The sequence below is a fragment of the Kribbella sp. NPDC050459 genome (assembly GCF_040655315.1).
Taxonomy (GTDB): Bacteria; Actinomycetota; Actinomycetes; order Propionibacteriales; family Kribbellaceae; genus Kribbella.
This window is the reverse complement of record NZ_JBFAJQ010000003.1, coordinates 468,992-490,592: the sequence shown is the minus strand read 5'-3', so window position 1 is coordinate 490,592 and position 21,601 is coordinate 468,992. Positions and strand designations below refer to the sequence as shown.

The window sequence follows — 21,601 nt, the reverse complement described above, 5'->3', positions numbered from 1 at the left end:
GACAGTGGACGTGGGGCTGAGTGAGTGGAGGTAAGCATCATGCAGACCAGGCCGGCTCTGAACGAACTCGGCTTGAACGCCGGCAAGAAGGCGCGGTTGCGGCGAATCCTGTTCGACCACGGCCTGCGCAACGGTACGGCGCTGTTCCTTCCGTACGACCAGGGTCTCGAGCACGGGCCGCGCGACTTCTTCGCGAACCCGGTTGCGTCGGACCCGGCATACATCATGAAACTGGCGATCGCCGGCGAGTTCAACGGGGTCGCGCTGCAGATCGGGCTGGCGGAGAAGTTCTTCTGGGACTACGCCGGTGAGATCCCGCTGATCCTGAAGCTGAACGGCAAGACCGACATCCCGCCGGACGCCGCCGCGCTGTCCCCGGTGCACGCGAGTGTCGAGGACGCCGTCCGGCTGGGCGCCGACGCGGTCGGCTACACGCTGTACGTCGGATCGCCCGCGCAGGAGGCGGACTTCGCGCAGTACCGGACGATCCGTGCCGACGCCGAGCGGTTCGGCATGCCGCTCGTCGTCTGGGCGTACCCGCGGGGCTCGGCGATCGAGGCGAAGGGCGGCAAGGACTCGTTCTACGCCGTCGACTACGCCGCGCGGGTCGCGAGCGAGCTGGGCGCGGATGTGGTGAAGGTGAACTTCCCGCACCCGGACAAGCGCGACGCCGTCAAGCCGCCGTACGAGGAGATCTTCTCGCCGCAGCAGGCGATCGACGGCGTGGTCCGCTCCGCCAACCGCACGCTGGTGCTGGTCTCCGGCGGCGAGCGGGCCGGCGACGACGCGATGTACCGCAAGGCCGAGCAGGCGATGGACGCCGGCGGGCTCGGGCTGATCTTCGGCCGCAACGTCTGGCAGCGCGGGTACGACGAGTCGCTGGCCTTCGTCGACGGCCTCAAGGAAATCCTCGTCCAGCACCCCAGTCGATGAAAGGAATTCCCGTCATGTCGAAGTACATCCTCGTCGGTGTGGACGACTCGCCCGAGGCGCAGATCGCGCTGCACTGGGCCGTGGAGGCCGCCGCGGAGCGCGATCTGCCGGTCCGGGTGGTCCGTGCGTACCTGGACGAGGCCAGCCGCTGGCCGGCTGTCGGGGCCGAGGGGTATCTCCCGCCGCCGATGCCGCTCGACAGGTTCGAGCACGAGCTGAACGCCGCGGTGCGGTACGCCCGCGACCGGCTCGGGTACGAGCGCGGCTCGGGATGGCTGGCGAACACCGATCCGTCGGACGCGCTGCTGACCGAGGCGGAGCACGCCGAGCTGGTGGTCGTCGGGACCCGCTCGCGGAACAAGATGTCGGCCGCGTTCCTGGGCTCGGTGGCGACCGCGGTCGCGGCGAAGGCGCCGTGCTCGGTTGTCGTCGTCCGCGGCGAACGCCGCGCCGGACCCGTTGTCGTAGGCAACGACGGGTCGCCGGACTCGGAGAACGCCCTGAGCTTCGCCTTCGAGGAGGCGGCGCGGACCGGTGAGCGGCTGGAGGTCGTGTACTGCTGGCAGCCGCAGGCCGACCACACGGCGTCGATCGACAGCACCGAGGAGCTGTTGACGAACTGGCTCGCGGAGAGCCTGGAGCCGTACCGGGACAAGTTCCCCACGGTCACCGTGCACGCGTCCGTCGTGGCGGGCCGGGCCGCTGCGCGACTGATCGAGTGGTCCGCGACCGCCTCGCTCGTCGTGGTCGGCTCCCGGGGCCGCGGCGGCGTGGCCGGGCTGCTGATGGGCTCGGTCAGTCAGAGTCTTCTCCACCATGCGGCGTCGCCGGTCGCGATCGTCCGCCGGGCCAAGGAGTCATGATGCGTCACTACCTGACGGCCTCGGACGTGATGACCAAGGACGTCGTCACCGTTGCCGAGGACACGCCCTTCAAGACCGTCGCCGCCGTCCTGGCCGAGCACCACATCAGCGCGGTGCCCGTGCGCAGCACGTTCGGCGGTGTCGTCGGCATCATCTCCGAGACCGACCTGCTGCGGAAGGAGGAGTTCCAGCGCCGGCCGCGCCGACCCTGGCAGCGCGGCGGGACGCGGACCAAGGCGGACGCGACGACGGCCCAGCTGCTGATGTCCAGCCCGGCCGTGACGATCGAAGGCGGCTGCACGCTGGACGAGGCCGCCCGGTTGATGGCGGCACGCCGGATCACCCGGCTGGTCGTGATGGACGGCGACGAGCTCGCCGGCATCGTGACCCGGTCCGATCTGCTGCGCGCCTTCCTCGCTCCGGATCAGGAGATCCTGGCCCGGGTCCGCCGCGATGTCGTCGAACGGCAACTGTGGGACGAACCGCTGGCTGTCCAGATCGACGTACTCGAAGGTGTCGTGACGCTGTCTGGACAGGTCCCGCAGCGCAGCACCGCCGCGCTGGCCGGCAGCCTGGTCGCGGGCGTGGACGGCGTGGTCGGCGTTCGCAACGAGCTGACCTGGGAGTTCGACGACACGGCCCGCGCGGCCGGACCGTTCTACTGACATATCCGGAGCCGGGCGGAAGGAGGCGGTCCCGACGCTGAACGCGGTGTTCGACTGGCTGGCCGGCCTTCCGCCGTGGCTGGTGATCACGGTGGCCGGTCTACTGCCGGCGCTCGAGGCATCGACCTTCCTCGGCCTGGTCGTCCCTGGTGAGACCGCGGTCATCATCGGCGGAGTCGCGGCCCACTCCGGCGCCCTGCCGCTGTGGGCGGTGATGGTCGCCGCCGCGGTCGGTGCGGTCGTCGGCGACCAGATCGGATTCGTCGTCGGCAGACGTCACGGCCCGGCGCTGCTCGGCCGGCTGCCGGGCAGGTTTCGCCGTCGTGAGCAGATCGATCGAACGCTGGCACTGATCGCCCGCCGCGGCGCCGCCGCGGTCGTGCTCGGGCGCTGGACCGCGGCCTTCCGCGCACTTGTGCCGGGAATCGCGGGCATGAGTCGCATGCGGCGCTCGCACTTCACCGTCGCCAACGTGATCGGCGGCGTCGCCTGGGCCGTCCTCGTCGCCGCCGGCGGCTACCTCGCCGGAGCCTCGTACCGCGCCCTCGAACAACGCCTCGGCCTCGTGAGCGGGCTCCTGCTGGGCACCTTCGTCGTCGCCGTGACCGTTGCCCTGCTCGTGGCCCACCGTCGCCGTCGGCGCCGGCGTGACCCCTGAGCACGCCGCGCGGGAGGATCGGGTTCCGCCGGGCGTTCGGTGACCGTCGTACCGTTGCGTCATGGTGCCGCGTCGGAGTTGGGTCGAGCAGATCATGGGACTGCCGATCAGCGTGCTCGCGCGCGGCGGGGCGGCGGGGTCCGCGCGGGCGGAGGCCGCGGCGCGAGAGGTGTTCGCGGAGTTGGTGGAGATCGATCGCGTGTTCTCGCCGTACCGGGAGGACAGTGCGGTGAGTCTGCTGGCGCGGGGCGAGGTGAGCTGGGACTCCGTCGACGCGGTGGTGCGAGAGGTCGCCGAGCGGTGCCTGGCCGCGCGGGAGGCGACCGGTGGATTGTTCGACGCGCAGGTGCCCGGCGCCGCCTGGGACCCTTCGGGGCTGGTGAAAGGGTGGGCTGTCGAGCGGGCCGGTGAACGACTGCGGGTGGCCGGCGGGGTGGACTGGTGCCTGAACGCCGGCGGCGACGTCCTCGTGGTGTGTCCGAGCGGCGAGCCGTTCACCGTGGGCATCCAGGATCCGCGTGATCCCGGCCAGGTGATCGCCGGGGTGCCGCGGACCGGGGGAGCGGTCGCGACGAGTGGGACGGCTGCCCGGGGCGCGCACCTGTACGACCCGAGGACCGGCCGTCCGGCCGGCACGCGGTGGCTGTCGGTGTCGGTGACCGGTCCGTCGCTGGAGTGCGCCGACGTGCTCGCGACGGCGGCCTTCGTGGCCGGTGACGACTGGCCCACCGTGTTGCCGCCGGGCTACGAGGGGCTCGGTGTTCTTGCTGACGGCAACTTGTTCGCCACGGCGGGCTGGGGGCAGGTGTGACGTCGAGGATCCTGGTGATCGAGGACGACGCCGACCTGGCCCGCCTCCTGGAGCGGGTGCTCACCGACGAGGGGTACGCCGTCACGTGGGCGCCCGACGGTCAACGGGGACTGCATCTGGCGCTGACGCAGCCGGTGGACGCCATGATCGTCGACCGTGGCCTGCCCGCTGTGGAGGGCCTGGACCTGATCGCGCGGTTGCGGAGCCGCGGCGTCGGTACGCCGATCCTCGTGCTGTCGGCACGGAACAGCACCGCGGACCGGGTCGACGGCCTCGACGCGGGCGCCGAGGACTACCTGACGAAGCCTTTCGAGCTGACGGAGCTGCTGGCCCGCGTGCGCGCGTTGCTCAGGCGTCATCTGGATCATGCCGTCGAGCTCGCCGTACCGGGTGGTGCGCTGGACCTGGCCGCCCGGTCGGTCAGGCGGACCGACGGCGGATCCGTGGAGTTGTCGGAGCGGGAGGCCACGTTGCTCGGGCTGCTGGCGGCGCGGCCCGCGGCGGTGTTCAGCCGGGCGGAGTTGCTCGACCGCGTGTTCGACGCGGCCGAGTCGGAGACCGTCGTCGACACCTACGTGCACTACTGCCGCCGCAAGCTCGGGCGTGACGTCATCAAGACCGTACGTGGGCTCGGCTACCGGTTGGGGAAGCTGTGAGCGGCAGCCCGATCGGTGACGAGGTCCTGGTACGCCGGGCCGGTCGCGGCGTCGCCGTCCAAGCAGCGGCTCTGGTCGCCTTGGCGATGCTGCTGCTGATTGCCCTTGTCACCGTGGTCGTCGTGCGCGGTCAGGCCGGCGCGGCGGACGACCTGCTCCGGTCGGCCATCACGACCGCCGACGACGTAGGCGATCCACCGGCAGGGACCTGGCTGGTCATGAGTGGGCCGTCCGGCACGTCGAGCTCACCAGGCCTGCCCGACGAGCTGGCGCCGGAGCTGGAGGCGCTGCGGGGCCAGGCCACGGAACAGATCAAGGTCATCACGGTCGAGAACGACGACGGCGAGTACCGCATCGCCACCGGTCTCGTGAAAGACCGGCCGGTGCAAGCGGTACTGAACCTCGCGACGGCCCACAAAGAGCGCGCCCGCCTTCTGCAGGCGATGGGGCTCGCGACCGTCCTCGCGCTGCTGCTGGCCGGCCTGCTGGGCGTGCTGATCGGGCGGCGCGCCGTCCGGCCGTTGGCGCAGGCCCTCAGTCTGCAGCGTGCGTTCGTGGCCGACGCCGGGCACGAGCTGCGGACGCCGCTGACGCTGCTGAGCACGCGTGCGCAGGTCCTCGAGAGAGCCCTGCGACGCAACGGCGCCGAGGACCAGTTGCTCGACGACGCGCGCGGCGTGGTCGGTGACACGCGCCGGCTCGCCGAGGTCGTCGACGACTTGCTGGCCGCGGCCGATCCGCGCGGCGCCGAGGACCACGAGCCGGTCGACCTGGCACGGATCGCGCAGGATGTCGCCGCGGCGGCGGGCGCGCACGCCGAGCAGGCCGGGGTGCGGCTGCGGTGGACCGCGGAGGACGGCCCTGCGGCCGCGCTGGGGTCGCCGAGCGCGGTCCGGCGGGCCACGATGGCGCTCGTCGACAACGCGATCGACCACACGCCACGCGACGGCGACGTCCGGATCGACGTCCGCCGCCGGCGCGGCGAGGTGATCCTCGCCGTGAGCGACACCGGCCCGGGGATCGGTCCGGAGGCCGCGCAGCGTGTCCTGCGCCGTTTCGACTCCGGTGGCCACCGGTCCGGCCGGAAACACTACGGCCTCGGGCTGGCGCTCGCCCACGACGTCGCGAACCGGCTCGGCGGGCAGCTCCGGCTCGTTCCGAGCGAGATCGGCGCGACCTTCGAACTCGTGCTGCCCGCGCTCGCGGACGACGGTCCAAGGAAGGTCTAAGATTCCGCGGTCATCGTCGCAGTATGACGAACCGCGGTGCTGCACAGGTGGCGAACCGGCCGCGCATCGCGCATGTCCGCAGGCGACCGCGACGGACGCCGTCCTGGTGGCGGGACCTGACCGGTGTGCTCTGCTGGGCGAGCGTGCTGGTGGTCGTGGCGCTGTGGGTGTCCGGGCGCGGCGTCCAGACGCTCCTGAACGGTCCGGCTGATCTGTTCACGTCGCTCGGGCGGCTGTCCGGGCTGGTGGCCGCGGATCTGCTGCTCGTGCAGGTGTTCCTGATGGCGCGGGTGCCGATGATCGAGCGGAGCTACGGTCAGGACGAGCTGGCGCGGCGGCACCGCCTGGTCGGCTTCTGGTCGTTCAACCTCCTGCTGGTCCACATCGCCGCGATCCTCGTCGGCTACACGATGCGCGATCACAACAACGTCCTGCGTGAGACGTGGACCGTGGTCACGACGTACGGCGGGATGTTGCTGGCCGCGGCGGCGAGTGTCGCGTTGACCGTGGTCGTGCTCACGTCGATCAAGGTCGCGCGGCGGGCGCTGCGGTACGAGTCGTGGCACCTGCTGCACCTTTACGCGTACGTGGGCGTCGGGCTGTCGATTCCGCACGAGATCTGGACCGGTGCGGATTTCACGACCTCTCGGCTCGCGCAGGTGTACTGGTGGTCGGCGTACGGCGCCGCGCTCGGCGCGATCGTGCTGTACCGGGTGCTGCTGCCGCTCTGGCGGACGCTGCGGCACGGCCTCACGGTGCGCGAGGTCGTCCACGAAGCGCCGGGAGTGGTGACTGTGACGCTCGGCGGACGGGGACTGCACCGGATGCCGGTCCGGGCGGGGCAGTACTTCGTGTTCCGGTTCCTCGACGGTCCGGGCTGGTCACGGGGCAACCCGTACTCGTTGTCGGCGTCACCCGCCCCGGACCGGCTCCGGGTGACCGCGAAGGCCGCCGGCGACGGCAGCAGCCGGCTCGCCCGGCTACGGCCCGGAACGCGGGTCGCGGTCGAGGGGCCGTACGGTCGGCTGACCGCGGAGCGGCGGGCCACCGACCGGGTCGCGATGCTTGCCTGCGGCATCGGTATCACGCCGTTGCGGGCGCTGCTCGAGGAGCTCGACTACGCGCCGGGTGACGCGGTTCTGGTGTACCGCGCGCACAGCGTCGAGGACCTCGTGTTCCGCGACGAGCTCGAGCAGCTCGCCCGCCGCCGGGGCATCACGCTGCACTATCTGCTCGGCCCGCGGCTGCGCGGGCGTACGTCGTGGCTGCCCGAGAGCGCCGCGTCCTGGTCCGACGCGGACGCCGTACGCCGCTTGGTGCCGGGACTCCCGCAGTACGACGTCTATGTCTGCGGTCCGGACCGCTGGATGGATGCGGCCTGCGCGGCTGTGCTCGCCGCCGGGCTGCCCGCCGGACAACTGCACCAGGAACGGTTCTCGTGGTGAGAGGAGAGCGCGGGTGAGGCGCGGGATCAGGTTGCTGATGACGATCGCGACAACGGCCGTGGTGGCGGTGGCCTTCCGGTCGAGCCTGCAGCCGCAGGCAACCGCTCCAGGGGCAGCGATCGTCAGTCCCGAAGCCGCACCACGGACCCGGCCGGCGGCAACGCCCCGCTCGGCACCGCGACCGGCCAGGCCGACCAAGTCGACGAAGCCGACGAAGCCAGCGAGGTCGACGAGGTCGGCGAGGCCGAGCACCAGCGCGCCGACGAAGTCGGTTGTTGTCGCTGGTGGTGTGGCCGACACGCAGTACGGTCCCGTACAGGTGGAGATCACCGTCCGCGGCGGGCGGATCGCCGAGGCCCGCGCGCTGCAGCATCCGAGCGGCGACGGGCAGACCGACCAGATCAACGCGTACGCCGTGCCGCGCCTCGACCAGGAGACGACGGCGGCGCAGAGCGCACACATCGACACGGTGTCCGGCGCGACCTTCACCTCGGACGGCTACCGGCGATCGCTGCAGTCCGCGCTCGACGCCGCGCACCAGGCCGGTGCCCGATGACGGCGCATTCGCAACGGCTGCGACGCAACATCGTGGTCGGCGGCAGCACCGGCGTACTGCTGGTGCTGCTGTTCCTCTACCCGTCCAGCCGGAACCACGTGTCGACTCCCGCGCATCCCGTCGCGACACCAGGCATCGTGAGCACCAGCTCCGGTGAGGTGACGGTGAACGGGACGTCCGAAGGCACCCGGTACGGGCCGGTGCAGGTGCGGGTCACCATCCGCGGGCGGCGGCTGGTGGCGGTGACCGCGGTGACCTACCCGTCGTCCGGAGGGCGTGATCGCGAGATCAGCTCGTTCGCGCTGCCACGACTCGAGCAGGAGGCGGTCGCCGCCCAGAGTGGCCGCATCGACACGGTGTCCGGGGCGACGTTCACCTCGGACGGGTACCGCCGGTCGCTCCAGTCGGCCCTGGACGCCGCGCACTTCCGTGCGGCGGGCTGACGGGTTCCAAGAATTCCCCAAGATCCGGCTGCCAGTGTGGGGCCTCCGAGTCGAGTCGAAGGAACCTGAATGCAGACTGTCAACGGTCTCCCCGCCCACGTGCTCCTCGTGCACGCCATCGTCGTCCTGCTTCCGTTGTCGGCGGCACTCCTGGCGCTGACAGCGGTCTGGCCCGCGGGCCGAAGGCGGCTCGCCGGGCCGAACGCGGCGCTGTCGGTGCTGGTCGTCGTGCTGGTGCCGATCACCACGAGCGCCGGTGAATGGCTGGAGCACCGGGTCGCGGCGAACCCTCTCGTCCACCGGCACGCCGAGCTCGGCGACACCGCCATCTACGCGGCGATCGGCGTCGCGGCGCTGGCGCTGGTGGTCTGGTGGCGGCAGCGGGAGAGCTCCGGGCGGACGCCGGCGCGGCGCACGTTTCTCGCTCCGTCCTCGAACGCCGTCACCGTGACGCTGACGGTGCTCGCGGTCGTGGTCTCGGTTGCCGCGGTGTACGACGTCGTCCAGATCGGTGACTCCGGAGCCAAGGCGAGCTGGAGCAACTGGGCCGCGCGCCCCTGACCAGCGGTCCGTCAGTGGCGGGTGGCTGGGTCGAGCTCGGGGGCGCGGAAGGTCAGATGTGTGGTGAGCGTGACCGACCACAGAACCAGAATCGAGCCGATCGAGATCGTGGACAGCAGGGCCGACGGCAGCGGGATCGCCAGCGTGCCGGTCACCGCGGACACGACGGCGAGGGACAGGGCCAGCCATCCGCCGAGGTCTTGGCGCAGCGCGCCGCCGAGCAGCAGGACGACGCCGCCGATCGCCATCAGCGACAGGCAGGCGCCCGCACGGTTGCTCAGTGCAACGAATGGCAACTGGACCGCCAGCAGGAAGGCGATCAGCAGCGAGGCGAGGACGTCGCGGCGGGGAACGGTGGCCATGGTCAGCCCGCGTGCGCGGTCGAGATGTCGCGGCCGTCGAGCGCCGGCAGGGCGAACAGCGTGACCACGACCGCCCCGGCGGCCAGCCACAGGTAGCTGAGCTGGAGCCCCGCGCCCAGGGGTCCGCCGTGAAAGGCCTGGTAGATGGGGGAGTACGGCTGCCAAGCCTCGAACCGCGGGAGGATCAACCCGATCGCGTAGACGACGTACGCCGCGGTGGCGGCCGTCGCCGCGATGGCGACAGCGGTGCCGCGACGGCCCGTGACCGCACCGGCCGCGAGTGCGAGAACACCGAACTCGATGCCGAGCAGGGTCAGCGCGAGCGCGCCGCCCGCGGCCTGCGGCACCGAGATCCCGAGGTCGAAGACCAGGCTGCCGACCGTCGTCGCCGCGAACAGCGCGACGCCGAGCACGGTCACCGACACGGCAAGGGCCGCTGCCTTGTCGACGACGATCCGCGAGCCCGAGACCGGTGTCACGAGCAACAGTTCGAGCGTGCCGCGTTCCTCCTCGCCGGCCACCGCCCGGGCGCCGTGCCCGATGCCGTAGACCAGGAACAGCGCCGGGAGCAGGAGCGTGAACAGCTCCGCGTTGAGGAATCCGGCGCCGGTCGTCATCGCCTCCAGGTTGAAGAACTTGCGCAGCTGCTCGGGGAACGAGGAGTACAGCTCCTTCAGGTCGGGCATGTCCCGCACCGAGGGCCACAGCGCGCACTCGAGCAGGACCAGGACGGCGATCGCGATCGACCAGCCGATCAGTCCGCGGCGGGCGTCGTGCAGCGACTTCAGGAAGACGTTGCGGAACATGGTTCCCCCTGGCCGTCGTAGTAGTCGAGGAACGCGGCCTCGAGATCCGCCTCGTGGCTCAGCACGTTGGTGACCTCGTACGGCGCGACCGCCCGGATCAGCTCGGCAGTGGATCCGGTCACCGTGACGCGAGCGGTGCGGCCGTCCACAGTGACGTCGTGAACGCCGGGGACGGCGTGGATCGTGGCAGCCGGCGGTACGTCGGCGAAGGTGAGGTCGAGGCGGCGCCGGGCGCGGTCCTTGAGGGCCTGCACCGACTGGACGGTGACCAGGCGGCCGGCCCGCAGGATCGCGACGGTGTCCGCGACGGCCTCGACCTCCGAGAGCACGTGCGACGAGAGGAACACCGTCCGGCCGGCGTCGCTGGTCTCGCGGAGCAGGGTGCGGAACTCGCGCTGCATCAGCGGGTCGAGGCCTGAGGTCGGCTCGTCGAGGATCAGCAGGTCCGGCTCGTGCATGAACGCCTGGACGATCCCGATCTTCTGCCGGTTGCCGCGCGACAACGCCGCGATGCGGACACCGAGATCGAGGTCGAACCGCTTGGCCAGCAGGTCGATCCGGGCCCGGTCGACGCCGCCGTACAGGTGGGCGAAGTAGTCCAGGTACTGCGTGCCGGTCAGGTCGGGGTACGCCGCGAACTCGCCCGGCAGGTAGCCGATCCGCCGCTGCAGGGCGTCGTACTGGTCGGCGGCGTCGAAGCCGAACACGATCGCGGAGCCGGCGGTCGGGCGGATCAGCCCGGCGAGCAGCCGGATCGTGGTGGTCTTGCCGGCGCCGTTCGGCCCGAGGTACCCGACGATCACACCGGGCGGTACGTCGAGGTCGAGCCCGTCGAGGGCGGTCCGCCGGCCGAAGCGCTTCGTCAGCCCGCGGGTCTTGATGACGGTGTCCATCTCACGGCTCCCGATGGTGGATGACGGCGACCGGGCATTGCGAGTGGTAGAGCAGTCCGCGCGCGACGGATCCGAGGCGCAGCTCCGAGAACGCGGTCTGCCCGACGCCTCCGACGACGACCAGGTCGGCGGCCGCGGACTCGCGGGCGAGGACCAGGACGGGATGGTCGGTGACGCCGTGCCGCCGCACCGCGACCTCGGGGTACTTCGCGGTCCAGCCGTCGAGCGTCTGGGCCAGGAGTTCGTCGGACTGGTCGATCCACGGCTGCCGGTCCGGGTCGAGCCACACGCGCGGATCCGGGTAGTTCTCCCGCAGCTCGACGGCGTGCACGCCGACGATCCCCGCGTGCGTGGCGGCGGCCAGCTCGAACGCGTACCGCACGGCGTCCTGTCCCTCGACGGATCCGTCGATGCCGACCACGATCCGGCCGCGCGCGGGTGCGGCCGGGTCCCAGGTGTCCGGTACGACGATCAGCGGCACGTCGGTGCTCAGCGCCGTACAGACCTGGGACGTGGAGCCGAGGACCAGCTCGGCGAAGCCGCCCATGCCGCGGCGGCCGACGACCAGGGCGATCGACCGCTCCGCGAGCTCGAGCAGCACCTGCGCCGGATGCCCGTGCCGGACCTCGAGCGACGCCGACCGGAAGCCGATCCGTTCGAGCTCCCGCAGTGCGTCGTCGAGCACCTCGGTGCCGTCGTCCGGGCCTTCGATCGGTGCGCCGGGAGGCGATTGCTGGTCGTCGTCGAGGATGTACACGGCGTGCAGCGGCGCGTCGTGCAGGACGGCGTACGACGCGGCCCAGGTGAGGGCGATCAGGCCGTCGCGGGATCCGTCGATCCCGGCCAGTACCGGCAGTTCGCTGGTCATATCGGGCGCCTCCTCGGGGTCGTACCACCGCAGTCCCAGTCAAGCCGGACGCCGGTGGGCGGGGCAGGGCCGAAGGTCCCGCCGGGACGTGTTGTTCGGCCGCTGTCCGCGTCCGGCCCGCGCGCCAGAGTCGAGGGTGGGACGTAACGCTCAGGGAGGTTCGTGATGAAGGCATTGGTTTACAACGGTCCGGGCAAGCGGAGCTGGCACGACGTGCCGGATCCGGTGATCCAGGATCCCGAGGACGCGATCGTGCGCGTCGACGCGGTGACGATCTGCGGCACCGACCTGCACATCCTGAAAGGCGATGTGCCCACCGTCGAGCCCGGGCGGATCCTCGGGCACGAGGCGGTCGGCACGATCACGGCCGTCGGCGACGGCGTCCGCGGCGTGGCGGTCGGCGACCGGGTCCTGATCTCCTGCATCACGGCCTGCGGCCGGTGCGAGTACTGCCGGCAAGGCCACTACGGGCAGTGCCTCGGCGGTGGCGGCTGGATCCTCGGCCACCTGATCGACGGCACCCAGGCCGAGCAGGTCCGCGTTCCGTTCGCCGACCGGTCGATGTACAAGCTGCCGGACAACGTCAGCAACGAGGAAGCGGTGCTGCTGGCCGACATCCTGCCGACGTCGTACGAGGTCGGCGTCCTGAACGGCGGCGTCGCTCCTGGCGACACCGTCGTGATCGTCGGCGCGGGGCCGATCGGACTGGCGGCGCTGGCCACCAGCAAGCTGTTCACCCCCGCGCGGGTCGTGGTCGTCGACGCCGCCGACTCCAGGCGCAAGGCCGCGCTCGACCGCGGCGCCGATCTGGCGCTCGGTCCGGACGAGGACGTCGAGGCGAAGGTTCGCGAGCTGACCGGCGGGCTCGGCGCCGACGTGGCGATCGAGGCGGTCGGCGTACCAGCCACCTTCGAGCTCTGCACCCGCCTCGTCCGCCCGGGCGGCACCGTCGCGAACGTCGGTGTCCACGGCGCTCCGGCGACGCTGCACCTGGAAGACCTGTGGATCCGGAACGTGACCATCACGACCGGTCTGGTCGACACGTTCTCCACGCCGCGTCTGCTGTCGATGCTGGCTGCCGGCCGGCTGCAGCTGCCCGGCCTGATCACCCACCGGTTCGGCCTCGACGAGATGCAGGACGCGTACGACGTGTTCGCCGACCCGGCCACCACGGGCGCGCTGAAGGTCGCGCTGTTCGGGGAGGAAGGCTTCTGACAGCACAACTGACACCACAACGAACCGCGGTCCGCGACGAGTCGTCGCGGACCGCGGTTCATTGCGGAGCACTCAGCGCACGACGGCGATCGGGCAGTGGGCGTGGTGCAGCACCGTCTGGCCCACGGACCCGAGCAGCAGGCCGGTGAAGCCGCCCCGGCCGCGCGAGCCGACGACGACCAGGTCCGCGGATTCGGCGCGCCGGACCAGGGCCTGGGCGGCGGCGCCCATCGTCAGTTCGGTGGTCCAGTGCACGTCCGGATGGTCGGCCGCCGCGCCCGCCACGGACTCCGCGACGAGCAACCGGGCCTCCTCGCGGACCTTCGCCTCGTCGAACTGCAGCATCGACGCGCCGTCGTCGTAGGTCAGGAACGGGCTCGTCCACGCGTGCACCGCGACGACCTCGCCGTGCATGGCCTCGGCCTGGTCGAACGCGAAGTCGATCGCCTTCGCCGAGGCCTTCGAGCCGTCGACGCCGACGACCACGGTCGCTGCCCGGGGCGCGCGCTGCTGTTGCTCGTGCGGGATCACGACGACCGGGCACTGCGCGTGCGTGGTCACCTGAACGGCGACCGAGCCGACCAGGAGACCGCTCCAGCCGCCCAGTCCGCGCGAGCCGAGGACGACCGTGCGGGCCTCCTCGGCGGCGTCGATCAGGGCCCGCGCCGCGGGTCCCCCCTCGAGCCGTGTCTCCACGGTGAGACCGGGATGGTGCAGACGAACGTTCTCGGCGACGGCGTCGAGGCCCGTCTGGCGGGCCGTCCGGACCGCCTCAAGCGGTACGACGTGACCGGGTGAGGGCCGGGTGATGATGACGAGTTCGAACGCTTCGACGAGCCGGAGCGGTGCCATCGTCCGGACGGCCTCCGCGGTGGCCCAGCGAAGGGCGCTCTGACTGCCGGTCGAACCGTCGTACCCGACGACGATCGGGGCGGGCTGCGTGGTCATGGGATCTCCTTGTCTAGAACCACCGGTCGAAGGACTCGTGCCAGTCCCGGCGGCCGGCGTGGCCGTCGGTCTGTGCGGGATAACCGATCCGCAGCACCATTTGCGGCCACCGGCCGCCGATGAGCTCGCGGACCTGGGCGCGTGGTGCCGGACGCTCGAGGAGCTGGTCGAGGAACGACGCCCTGAGGTTGTACGACGTGGCCACGAGCAGCACCCGCTGCAGGGCCAGACCGGCCCGTGTCCAGGCGTCGGTGTCCTCGTCGTGAGTGCTGAGTACGACGATGGCCGGAGCCGTCTCGTAGACAGCCTGGCTGCGATGCGTGCTGTCGAAGCCGGCGGACAGGTCGCGGACGAAGGACTGCCGGACCGGCTGCGGGCCCAGCGCGCGCTCGGGGACTCCGTCGCCCGACCGGTCGCCGCCGATCCAGGTCTCCCGCTCCTGGCGGCGGTCCTCGTCGTAGCCGTCCTCGGCGTCGGCCTGGTGGAGCAGGACTCGCAGACCGGAGATGTCCGGCGGCTCGAGCCAGTGCAGCTCGGCTCCTTCGCTGCGGGCGGCCTCGTCGAGTTCGCGCCGTACGGCCGGGTGGACGGGGTGATCGAGCAACGGCCCGCGGTACGTGTGTCGCTGCGCCACCTCGCCGTACAGGCAGCTGAGATCGGGGACCGGCGTCCCACGGCCGTCCAGGTAGACCCGGGCCTTGATCTCGGGCCGGGCCGGATCGGGAGACGTCGCGAAGCGGGTCTCGTGGCCGAGCATGGCGGCCGCGACCCGGAGGTTGAACACCGCGGCGCCGATGCCGAGATGGGCGCCGCGACCGGAGACGTCCTCGAAGGGCAGGCCACGTTCCTCGTCGAGCAGTACGTCGACGACCGGGCCGTGGACCTCGAAACGCCAGGGCTGGGTGTTGTGCATGGACGGGGCGTGGACGGCGGCGGTCAGCAGGATGCCGACCTCGTCCTCGGTCAGTTCGGCGATCATCTCCGGTCCGTTCCGGTCCGCTCCCCGAAGCGGATCAGGGTGTGGTTCAGGCAGTCGGCCCGCACGTCGTGTGCGGTGGCGGTGAGCAGGACGCGCTCCAGGGCGATCCCGGCCCGGATCTGGTCGGCGGGTTCGGCGCCGTTCGTGACGACGACCGCCAGCGAGTCGACCGGAAGCCAGATCAGCTGCGCGTCCTCGATCGCGGCGGCGCGGGCGAGCATTCGGCGGAGCTGCTCGTCCGGTGGCGTCGCCGGGCGGGCGACGTCCCGGGACAGGATCGCGGTGTAGAGCTGCTGCAGCTCGCGGTCCGGCAGGCCGGTGGGCTCGACCAGGATGCGGGCGGCGAGGCCGGGATCGTGCGGGTACGGATACAGACTGACCCAGCTGTCGAAGCTCAGCGACGCGGCGGCGCAGCGCAGGTTGAAGACCGCCGCGCCGGTCGCGATCCGGCGTACCCGGGCGACCACGTCGGGGGTCGCCGGCTCGTCGTCGAGGTAGAGGTCGACGAGGTGGCCGTCGACCTCGGCGCGCCACGGGCTCGGTACGTGCAGACCCGGCGCCGTCCCGGCCGCGTGCAGCAGTACGCCCAGTGCGGCGGACGTCAGTTGGTCGGTCAGCATCGCTACCTCCGTGCCTGCGGTTCTGGGATTCCAGCGTCTGCCCGCGGGCCTCCCGCCGGGCAGCGGCATACGTCCCGGGACCCACGGGCCGTTCGGCACCGGCGGCTGGGGTGTCACGACTCTGAACGTCGAGCCCGCGATCGCCCACGATCGAGATGAAGGATCGATGGAAAGGACGAGACCATGAGCACCACGACGCAACGGCGTCACATCCCCGCTCCGAGCATGGAGCCCGACGGTGATCGCTACCCGATCATCACCACGGCGGCCGGCCGGACCTTCGCGGTCCTGCGGATCGCGTTCGGCCTGACCTTCCTGTGGGCGTTCTTCGACAAGCTGTTCGGCTTCGGCTACGCGACCCCGTCCGGCAAGGGCTGGATCGACGGCGGCGACCCGACCGCGGGCTTCCTGGGCAAGGGCACCTCCGGGCCGCTGGCCGACTTCTACCAGTCGCTGGTCGGTGACTGGTGGGTCACCCCGCTGTTCATGGTCGGCCTGGCCGGTATCGGCTTCGCACTGACCCTCGGGATCGGTATGCGGATCGCCGCCGTCAGCGGCGCGCTGCTGTACCTGCTGATGTGGTCGGCCAACTTGCCGCCGGAGAACAACCCGGCCCTGGACGAGCACATCCTCGGCGCGATCACCCTGGTCGCCCTCGCACTGGTCGCCGCCGGCAGCTGGTGGGGTCTGGGCAGGTGGTGGAGCAGCCTGAACTTCGTTCGCAAGTACCCGTGGCTGCAGTGAACACGATGACCGCGCGGCCGGTCGTCCAGGTCGGGGTCGACGGCTCCTGGCGTGACACCGGTGCACTGGAGTGGGCCCTGCAGGAGTCGTTGCTCCGGCAGGAGCCCCTCCAGGCCGTGCACGTGATCGACGACCGGCTGCGGCACGCCCGTGGCTGGGAGCCGGACGCGGTGGACGACGCATCGACGGAACTCGTCGGCCAGGTCCAGACCTACCTGGACGACACCCCGGGGGCGCTCGACCACGAGGCCGGCCTGCTGGTCGGCCCGCCGGCCCGCACACTGGTCGACGCGGCCGCCGGAAGCCGGATGCTGGTTGTCGGCCGGCGCGGACTGGGGACGTTCAAGCGGTTGCTGATCGGCTCCACCTCGGAGGCGGTCGTGACCCATGCGGCCCACCTGATGATGCCGGTCGTGATCGTGCCGCCGGGCTGGAAGCCCACCGACCACGCTGGACCGGTGGTCGTCGCCGTCGACGACGCGGACGACAACACCCCGGTGATCGAGTTCGCGATCGAGGCCGCCGCGGAACGGAACCTGCCGGTTCGTCTGCTGCACGTGTGGGACCTGCCGGCCGTCTACAGCTGGGACGCGATGAATTCCTCCGGAGCCGGTGCCGAATGGGCGGAGAACGCGCAGCGGCACCTCGAGAACCTTGCCGCGGAGTGGCAGAACAAGTACCCGGACACGCCCGTCCAGATCGAGGCCCGGCGCGGCCATGCGGTCGACGGCGTCGTCACCGGCGCCGAGGAGGCCGACGCGCAGCTGCTCGTCGTCGGCAGCCGGCACCGCACGCGGCTGATGTCCGTCCTGCTCGGTTCGGTGACCCGCGGCGCCCTGCATCACGCGACGTGCCCCCTGGCCGTCGTACCCGTTCAAGTATGAGGTGAGACAGATGAATGCCTGGAACCGGACCGGGCCCGTTGTGGTCGAGGTCGACGGGACCGCGGAGAACCTCCGGGTGGTGGACTACGCCACGGCGGAGGCATTGCGGTTCGGCGCCGAGCTGGTGCTGGTGGCGCCGTACTCCGCGCACGGCTTGGCCACGCCGATGACGGCGTACGCACCGAAGCCGCCGGCCGAGATGGCCGACGCGGCGTTGCGTACGGCGGTCGCCCACCTGCGGCACCGCAACGGGTACGGGCTGGAGTTGGCCGCCGTCGCCGGTGAGGGCTCGCGCTCGCGGGTGCTCGCCCACGCGGCGCGGAACGCGCGGATGCTGGTGGTCGGACGATCCCGGAGCCGCGGTCCGCAGCGACTGGTGCACACCCAGGCGAACCTCACGCTGACGGCGCGGGCCGGTTGCCCGGTGGTCGTCGTACCGCTGTCCTGGAAGCCGTCGCTGCTCGACCGGAAGGTTGCCGTCGGCATCGACGGTACGGCGCTGTCCGCGGAGGCGCTGGAGTTCGCGTTCGGCGAGGCGGCGGCCCGGGAGGGCGACCTGATCGTGGTGCACGCCGGGCTGCCGGCCGAGCGCCCGTTCGTCGACGAGGATCCGGAATGCTCGTGGATCAGCCGGGCCGAGTACGTGTTGTCGGAGCGGCTCGCGCCGTGGACCAGCCGGTTCCCGACCGTGAAGGTGACCCGGTTCCTGAGCAGCCGGCCGCCGGCCGCGGCGCTGGTGCACGAGAGCAGCGAGGTCGGTCTGGTGGTCGTCGGCGCGCACAGCGGCCCGTTGCCGATCGACCCGGTCGCGCGCCGGTCGACGGCTGCGATGACCTGCCCGGTCGCGATCGTCCCGCATCACCTGACCGAGGCGGAGCAGGAACACCCGGTCGTGGCCCGGCGGGTCGGCTCCGTCGTTCCGGCGACCTGACAGGAGGAGGAGTCATGTCCGAGCGTGGTCGTGCGCTGATCGTGTACGAGACGATGTTCGGCAACACCGAGCGGATCGCGCGGGCGATCCGCGACGGGCTGCGGCGCTACGTCGCGGCCGACACCGTGCCGGTGAACCGGGCGCCCGACGTCGTCCCCGGCGACGTCCGGCTGCTGGTCGTCGGCGGACCGACGCATGCGTTCTCGATGAGCCGGCTGTCGACGCGCCAGGGCGCGGTGCAGCAGGCCGATGTGGTGATGCCGATCGAGGTCGGCATCCGCGAGTGGCTCGGCGCGCTCGAGCGCGCGGACGGGAGCCGCCCGGACAGCCTGCGGGTGACGACCTTCGACACCCGGATCGCCAAGGTGCGGCACCTGCCGGGCTCGGCGGCGCGGTCGGCGGCGAAGCTGCTGCGCCGGATGGGCTACCGGATGCTCGGCACGTCCGAGAGCTTCTTCGTGAGCGACACCACCGGGCCGATCCGCGACGTCGAGCTCGAGCGCGCCCGGCGCTGGGGCGAGGAACTCGGCCGGCTGCTGACCGGTTCGGCGCGGGTTGCCGGATAGGAGGGACCGACGTTGATGCACTACTCGACTGCGGACGCGGCCTTCTGGTCGGTCCTGGTGCTCGTCCTGTGGATCCTCGTGGTGGGCGTCGCGGCCGTGGCGGCGGTCCGGATGATCCGGCAACCACCCCGCCGGCCGCCGGCCCTCCCGTCGCCGCTGGACATCCTCGAACGCCGGTACGCCGCCGGTGAGATCACCCGCGAGGACTTCGACGAAGCCCGCGCCCGCCTCCGCGAGCACGAGCTGGACGTGTGACCCCGACCGTCCGGCGGGGCCCGCGACTACCAGGAGCGGATGCGGCGGCCGGTGATCCGGCGCGGGTCGATGACCATGTAGGTCTCGCGGGCGCCGCCGGCCCAGGGGTCGACGTGGCCGCGGGCGGCGTCGGTCTCGGCGTCGGTGGCCGGGCGGACATGGCCGTTGACCAGGACGCTCCAGCCGTCCCGCATGCCCTCGTCGAACAGGTCGAGCTCGAACGCGATCGGCTCCAGGTCGAACTGTGCGACGGCGCTGTCGGCCGCGGTGCGGAAGATGATCAGCTCGTTGCGGTAGCAGTAGTTGACCGGGATCACGACGACCTCGTCGATCCCGGTGTACGCGATCCGCCCGACCGAGCCGGACCGGATCAGGACGATGCACTCCTCCTGCCGCATCGGCTCGAGGACAGGGGCGATCGGCGGCTGGTGCGAGGTCGCCGGGTGCCGCGGTCCGGTCAGCTCCTCGACCGTGCAGTCGAGGGCGTGGGCCAGCCGGAGCAGCTCGGCTCCGGTCAGCGCGAACGGCCGGGTCTCGATCTGGTCGATGCGGTCGGTGGTGAGGGTGGCGCGTTCGGCGACCTCCGCGGTGCTCAGACCGAGGGCCTGCCGGCGGTGCCGGATCCGGGTGCCGAGGCTGCTCGGCCCGCCTGCGGTCTGTGTGTCCATCGGTCTGCCTTTCCGGTCGAACTGTCAGTTCCACCCAACAGGTCCAGCCAATCAGCCGGACGTCCGTGCGGGCAGGGTCCGAGGTCACTCCCGGACGGGCCGGACGGCACGCGCCGAAGGTCCCGGGGCGGTCGGGTCCGAGGTCCCTGGCAGTACGGTGGAGCCAGCGGCATGCTGAAGCGAGCGCCCGGCTGGGGCGGGATACGGCGTGAAGCCAAGGAGACGATGATGACCATCAAGGTGTTCCTTCTCGACGACCACGAGGTGGTGCGGCTCGGCCTGCACCAGCTGCTCGACGCGGAGCCGGATATCGAGGTCGTCGGCGACGCGGCGACGGCCGCGGAGGCGGTCGCCCGCATCCCCGCTGTCCGGCCCGATGTCGCGGTCCTGGACGTGCGGCTGCCCGACGGCGACGGCATCAGCGTGTGCCGCGAGGTGCGCTCGCAGATGGACGATCCGCCCGCCTGCCTGATGCTGACCTCGTTCTCCGACGACGAGGCGCTGTTCACCGCGATCATGGCCGGCGCGGCTGGGTACCTGCTCAAGCAGATCAACGGCCAGGCACTCATCGACGCCGTCCGCCGGCTGGCGGCCGGTGAGTCGCTGCTCGACCCGTCGATGACGGTGAAGGTGCTCGAGCGGCTGCGGCACCCGGCCGAGGCCGAGGACCCGCGGTACGCGTCGCTGACCGAGCAAGAGCGTCGCATCCTCGCCGAGATCGCCGAGGGCAAGACCAATCGCCAGATCGCCCAGTCGCTGTACCTGGCCGAGAAGACCGTGAAGAACTACGTGTCCTCACTGCTACGCAAACTCGACCTGGAACGCCGCACCGAGGCCGCCGTCTTCGCCGTCGAGCACGCGAAGAAACAGAACCGCAGCTAGGGCACGACTCAACCGGGACCTTCCGGGGTGAAGGTGGCGAGTTCCACCTGGTAGCCGTCGGGGTCCTCCAGGGTGAGCGCCTGCGCGGGCGCGGTGGCTGTCGTGCGTGGATGGACCGAGCCGTGGGCGGCGTGCAACTGCTCGGCGCGCTCGTACAGGGCGTCGATCGAGGCGTCCGCGATCAGGCAGACGCCGATCGATCCCCGCGGTGCCGGCGTACCCGCGCGGAGCCGGATCGCCTGCCCGCCGACGACGAACGACACCTCGCCCTCATGGTCCAGCGTCGCGTGTACGCCGGTCAGCGCCGACCACCACCGCCGGCTCGCATCGACGTCGGACACGTTCAGCACAACATGGTCGAGACACGTGGCGTGAAGCTTCATGACCTGACTCCTTCCCCCCCTGCTGACTCTCCTCCGCCGCACCCTCACACGTCCAGCGCCGGCCCCGCCCCGCGCAGAGCCGGGAGCTCCCAGCCCCACATCCCACTCCAACATGTCGTGACCGGCCACCGTCACCGGGGACCGCATGGTGACGGCGTGCCCGCCTCGGCTCCGGTCAGTCGAGGAAGTGCCCGGCCGGGGGACGGGCGGCGTGATTCGGGGACTGGCTGGTTGCGGGACGGTGCCAGGTGCTGCGTTCGGTGGCCTCGACGGCGGCGCTGATGTCGGCTGCCCAGGCACGGATCTTGTCCCAGTCGCGGGAGTCGCCGGCGAGGTTGCCGGTGGCGAGGCGGCGGGCCAGGAATCCCTTGGCGGTGTCCGGTTCGAGACGGCCGGCGAACGTCATGGCGGGCGTCGCGCCGATCTCGTGCGCGAGGTGGCGGACGGCCGGCGGCATGTCCTGGTCCTGATCCTTGTCGGGTCCGACCGGGCCGCTGTGGAACAGCCACACCTGACGCTCGCGGAGCGCGTCGACGTTGTGGCGCAGGAACCGTACGGCCTCCTTGCGCCACCGGCGGATGTAGATGGCGCTGCCCAGCACCACCACGTCGTACCGGGCGAGGTCCTGCACGCGGTTGACGTCGAGCACGTCGACGTCGTGCCCGTGCGCCCGCAGTTCGGCCCCGATCGCCTCGGCGATGCCGGCGGTCGCGCCTGACTTGCTGGCGTACGCGACGAGTACGTTCTTGGACATCAGGACCTCCTTCGGTCACTCCA

At 71.5% G+C, this 21,601-nt stretch carries 28 protein-coding genes; 18 read left to right on the top strand and 10 right to left on the bottom strand.

Translation table 11 applies throughout. The features are described from left to right. Positions 1-39: 39 nt before the first annotated feature. From AB0I12_RS13545 to AB0I12_RS13495, 11 genes are all read left to right on the top strand, one after another. Entirely contained in the window at positions 40-933 is an 894-nt protein-coding gene (locus AB0I12_RS13545; RefSeq protein ID WP_359928885.1) for a fructose-bisphosphate aldolase, read from the top strand. A gap of 14 nt (positions 934-947) precedes the next feature. Beyond that, positions 948-1,796, top strand: coding sequence for a universal stress protein (locus AB0I12_RS13540; protein ID WP_359928883.1), 849 nt, complete (start codon positions 948-950; stop codon positions 1,794-1,796). Next, a complete protein-coding gene (locus AB0I12_RS13535) occupies positions 1,796-2,461 on the top strand; it encodes a CBS domain-containing protein (protein ID WP_359928881.1) in 666 nt (221 codons plus the stop codon). Before AB0I12_RS13540 ends, AB0I12_RS13535 begins: the two co-directional genes overlap by 1 nt. A 46-nt stretch (positions 2,462-2,507) precedes the next feature. Then, the gene (locus AB0I12_RS13530) at positions 2,508-3,119 is read left to right on the top strand and encodes a DedA family protein (RefSeq protein ID WP_359928880.1); all 612 of its coding nucleotides are present in this window, start codon (positions 2,508-2,510) and stop codon (positions 3,117-3,119) included. Between the two features lie 61 nt (positions 3,120-3,180). Next, positions 3,181-3,930 carry an FAD:protein FMN transferase gene (locus AB0I12_RS13525; protein WP_359928879.1) on the top strand — a complete coding sequence of 250 codons (750 nt, stop codon included), beginning with the start codon at positions 3,181-3,183 and terminating at the stop codon, positions 3,928-3,930. After that, a complete protein-coding gene (locus AB0I12_RS13520; RefSeq protein ID WP_359928877.1) occupies positions 3,927-4,586 on the top strand; it encodes a response regulator transcription factor in 660 nt (219 codons plus the stop codon). Before AB0I12_RS13525 ends, AB0I12_RS13520 begins: the two co-directional genes overlap by 4 nt. Then, positions 4,583-5,815 (top strand): HAMP domain-containing sensor histidine kinase, encoded by a 1,233-nt coding sequence (locus AB0I12_RS13515; RefSeq protein ID WP_359928876.1) that lies wholly within the window; start codon positions 4,583-4,585, stop codon positions 5,813-5,815. The genes AB0I12_RS13520 and AB0I12_RS13515 overlap by 4 nt, the downstream gene beginning before the upstream one ends. Before the next feature lie 23 nt (positions 5,816-5,838). After that, positions 5,839-7,260, top strand: coding sequence for a ferredoxin reductase family protein (locus AB0I12_RS13510; protein ID WP_359928874.1), 1,422 nt, complete (start codon positions 5,839-5,841; stop codon positions 7,258-7,260). Between the two features lie 319 nt (positions 7,261-7,579). Next, the gene (locus AB0I12_RS13505) at positions 7,580-7,816 is read left to right on the top strand and encodes an FMN-binding protein (protein ID WP_359928872.1); all 237 of its coding nucleotides are present in this window, start codon (positions 7,580-7,582) and stop codon (positions 7,814-7,816) included. After that, a complete protein-coding gene (locus tag AB0I12_RS13500) occupies positions 7,813-8,259 on the top strand; it encodes an FMN-binding protein (protein WP_359928870.1) in 447 nt (148 codons plus the stop codon). The genes AB0I12_RS13505 and AB0I12_RS13500 overlap by 4 nt, the downstream gene beginning before the upstream one ends. 69 nt (positions 8,260-8,328) lie before the next feature. Continuing rightward, the gene (locus AB0I12_RS13495; protein WP_359928868.1) at positions 8,329-8,820 is read left to right on the top strand and encodes a DUF2231 domain-containing protein; all 492 of its coding nucleotides are present in this window, start codon (positions 8,329-8,331) and stop codon (positions 8,818-8,820) included. An 11-nt stretch (positions 8,821-8,831) separates the two neighbouring features. Here AB0I12_RS13495 and AB0I12_RS13490 read toward each other — a convergent pair whose 3' ends face one another. Genes AB0I12_RS13490 through AB0I12_RS13475 form a run of 4 tightly spaced genes read right to left on the bottom strand, consistent with a single transcriptional unit; the run spans position 8,832 to position 11,749 of the window. Further along, positions 8,832-9,182, bottom strand: a complete 351-nt coding sequence (locus AB0I12_RS13490) for a hypothetical protein (RefSeq protein WP_359928866.1) — start codon at positions 9,180-9,182, stop codon at positions 8,832-8,834. A 2-nt stretch (positions 9,183-9,184) separates the two neighbouring features. Next, positions 9,185-9,988, bottom strand: coding sequence for an ABC transporter permease subunit (locus AB0I12_RS13485; protein WP_359928865.1), 804 nt, complete (start codon positions 9,986-9,988; stop codon positions 9,185-9,187). Next, positions 9,967-10,881, bottom strand: coding sequence for an ABC transporter ATP-binding protein (locus AB0I12_RS13480; RefSeq protein ID WP_359928863.1), 915 nt, complete (start codon positions 10,879-10,881; stop codon positions 9,967-9,969). The genes AB0I12_RS13485 and AB0I12_RS13480 overlap by 22 nt, the downstream gene beginning before the upstream one ends. Before the next feature lies 1 nt (position 10,882). Next, positions 10,883-11,749, bottom strand: a complete 867-nt coding sequence (locus AB0I12_RS13475) for a universal stress protein (protein ID WP_359928862.1) — start codon at positions 11,747-11,749, stop codon at positions 10,883-10,885. 165 nt (positions 11,750-11,914) lie between these two features. Between AB0I12_RS13475 and AB0I12_RS13470 the strand changes: the two genes are divergently transcribed. Continuing rightward, a complete protein-coding gene (locus AB0I12_RS13470; RefSeq protein ID WP_359928860.1) occupies positions 11,915-12,964 on the top strand; it encodes a zinc-dependent alcohol dehydrogenase family protein in 1,050 nt (349 codons plus the stop codon). 72 nt (positions 12,965-13,036) lie between these two features. On the opposite strand, the gene AB0I12_RS13465 is transcribed toward AB0I12_RS13470, so the two are convergent. Genes AB0I12_RS13465 through AB0I12_RS13455 form a run of 3 tightly spaced genes read right to left on the bottom strand, consistent with a single transcriptional unit; the run spans position 13,037 to position 15,511 of the window. Then, positions 13,037-13,912: a universal stress protein gene (locus AB0I12_RS13465; RefSeq protein ID WP_359928858.1), complete on the bottom strand. Its 876-nt coding sequence runs from the start codon at positions 13,910-13,912 to the stop codon at positions 13,037-13,039. A 13-nt stretch (positions 13,913-13,925) separates the two neighbouring features. Continuing rightward, positions 13,926-14,891, bottom strand: a complete 966-nt coding sequence (locus AB0I12_RS13460) for a nitroreductase family protein (RefSeq protein WP_359928857.1) — start codon at positions 14,889-14,891, stop codon at positions 13,926-13,928. Then, positions 14,888-15,511: a hypothetical protein gene (locus AB0I12_RS13455; protein WP_359928855.1), complete on the bottom strand. Its 624-nt coding sequence runs from the start codon at positions 15,509-15,511 to the stop codon at positions 14,888-14,890. Before AB0I12_RS13455 ends, AB0I12_RS13460 begins: the two co-directional genes overlap by 4 nt. Before the next feature lie 183 nt (positions 15,512-15,694). On the opposite strand from AB0I12_RS13455, the gene AB0I12_RS13450 reads away from it, so the two are divergent. From AB0I12_RS13450 to AB0I12_RS13430, 5 genes are read left to right on the top strand one after another with little or no spacing between them, the layout of a single operon-like run. Further along, positions 15,695-16,255: a hypothetical protein gene (locus AB0I12_RS13450; protein ID WP_359928853.1), complete on the top strand. Its 561-nt coding sequence runs from the start codon at positions 15,695-15,697 to the stop codon at positions 16,253-16,255. A gap of 5 nt (positions 16,256-16,260) precedes the next feature. Continuing rightward, positions 16,261-17,139, top strand: coding sequence for a universal stress protein (locus AB0I12_RS13445; protein ID WP_359928851.1), 879 nt, complete (start codon positions 16,261-16,263; stop codon positions 17,137-17,139). 10 nt (positions 17,140-17,149) lie between these two features. Further along, positions 17,150-18,070 (top strand): universal stress protein, encoded by a 921-nt coding sequence (locus AB0I12_RS13440; RefSeq protein WP_359928849.1) that lies wholly within the window; start codon positions 17,150-17,152, stop codon positions 18,068-18,070. A gap of 14 nt (positions 18,071-18,084) precedes the next feature. After that, entirely contained in the window at positions 18,085-18,636 is a 552-nt protein-coding gene (locus AB0I12_RS13435) for a hypothetical protein (RefSeq protein WP_359928847.1), read from the top strand. Positions 18,637-18,651: 15 nt separating this feature from the next. Further along, on the top strand, positions 18,652-18,891 hold the full coding sequence (locus AB0I12_RS13430; protein WP_359928845.1) for an SHOCT domain-containing protein: 240 nt from the start codon (positions 18,652-18,654) through the stop codon (positions 18,889-18,891). Positions 18,892-18,917: 26 nt separating this feature from the next. Here the strand turns inward: AB0I12_RS13430 and AB0I12_RS13425 are convergent, their stop codons facing one another. Beyond that, positions 18,918-19,559 (bottom strand): pyridoxamine 5'-phosphate oxidase family protein, encoded by a 642-nt coding sequence (locus tag AB0I12_RS13425; protein WP_359928843.1) that lies wholly within the window; start codon positions 19,557-19,559, stop codon positions 18,918-18,920. Between the two features lie 228 nt (positions 19,560-19,787). Here AB0I12_RS13425 and AB0I12_RS13420 point away from each other — a divergent pair, with 228 nt between their 5' ends. Then, positions 19,788-20,441: a response regulator transcription factor gene (locus tag AB0I12_RS13420; RefSeq protein ID WP_359929757.1), complete on the top strand. Its 654-nt coding sequence runs from the start codon at positions 19,788-19,790 to the stop codon at positions 20,439-20,441. 8 nt (positions 20,442-20,449) lie between these two features. Here AB0I12_RS13420 and AB0I12_RS13415 read toward each other — a convergent pair whose 3' ends face one another. Together AB0I12_RS13415 and AB0I12_RS13410 are read right to left on the bottom strand one after the other, a co-directional pair. After that, positions 20,450-20,824 carry a VOC family protein gene (locus AB0I12_RS13415; protein ID WP_359928841.1) on the bottom strand — a complete coding sequence of 125 codons (375 nt, stop codon included), beginning with the start codon at positions 20,822-20,824 and terminating at the stop codon, positions 20,450-20,452. A gap of 175 nt (positions 20,825-20,999) precedes the next feature. Further along, a complete protein-coding gene (locus AB0I12_RS13410) occupies positions 21,000-21,578 on the bottom strand; it encodes a flavodoxin domain-containing protein (protein WP_359928839.1) in 579 nt (192 codons plus the stop codon). Between the last annotated feature and the right edge of the window lie 23 nt (positions 21,579-21,601).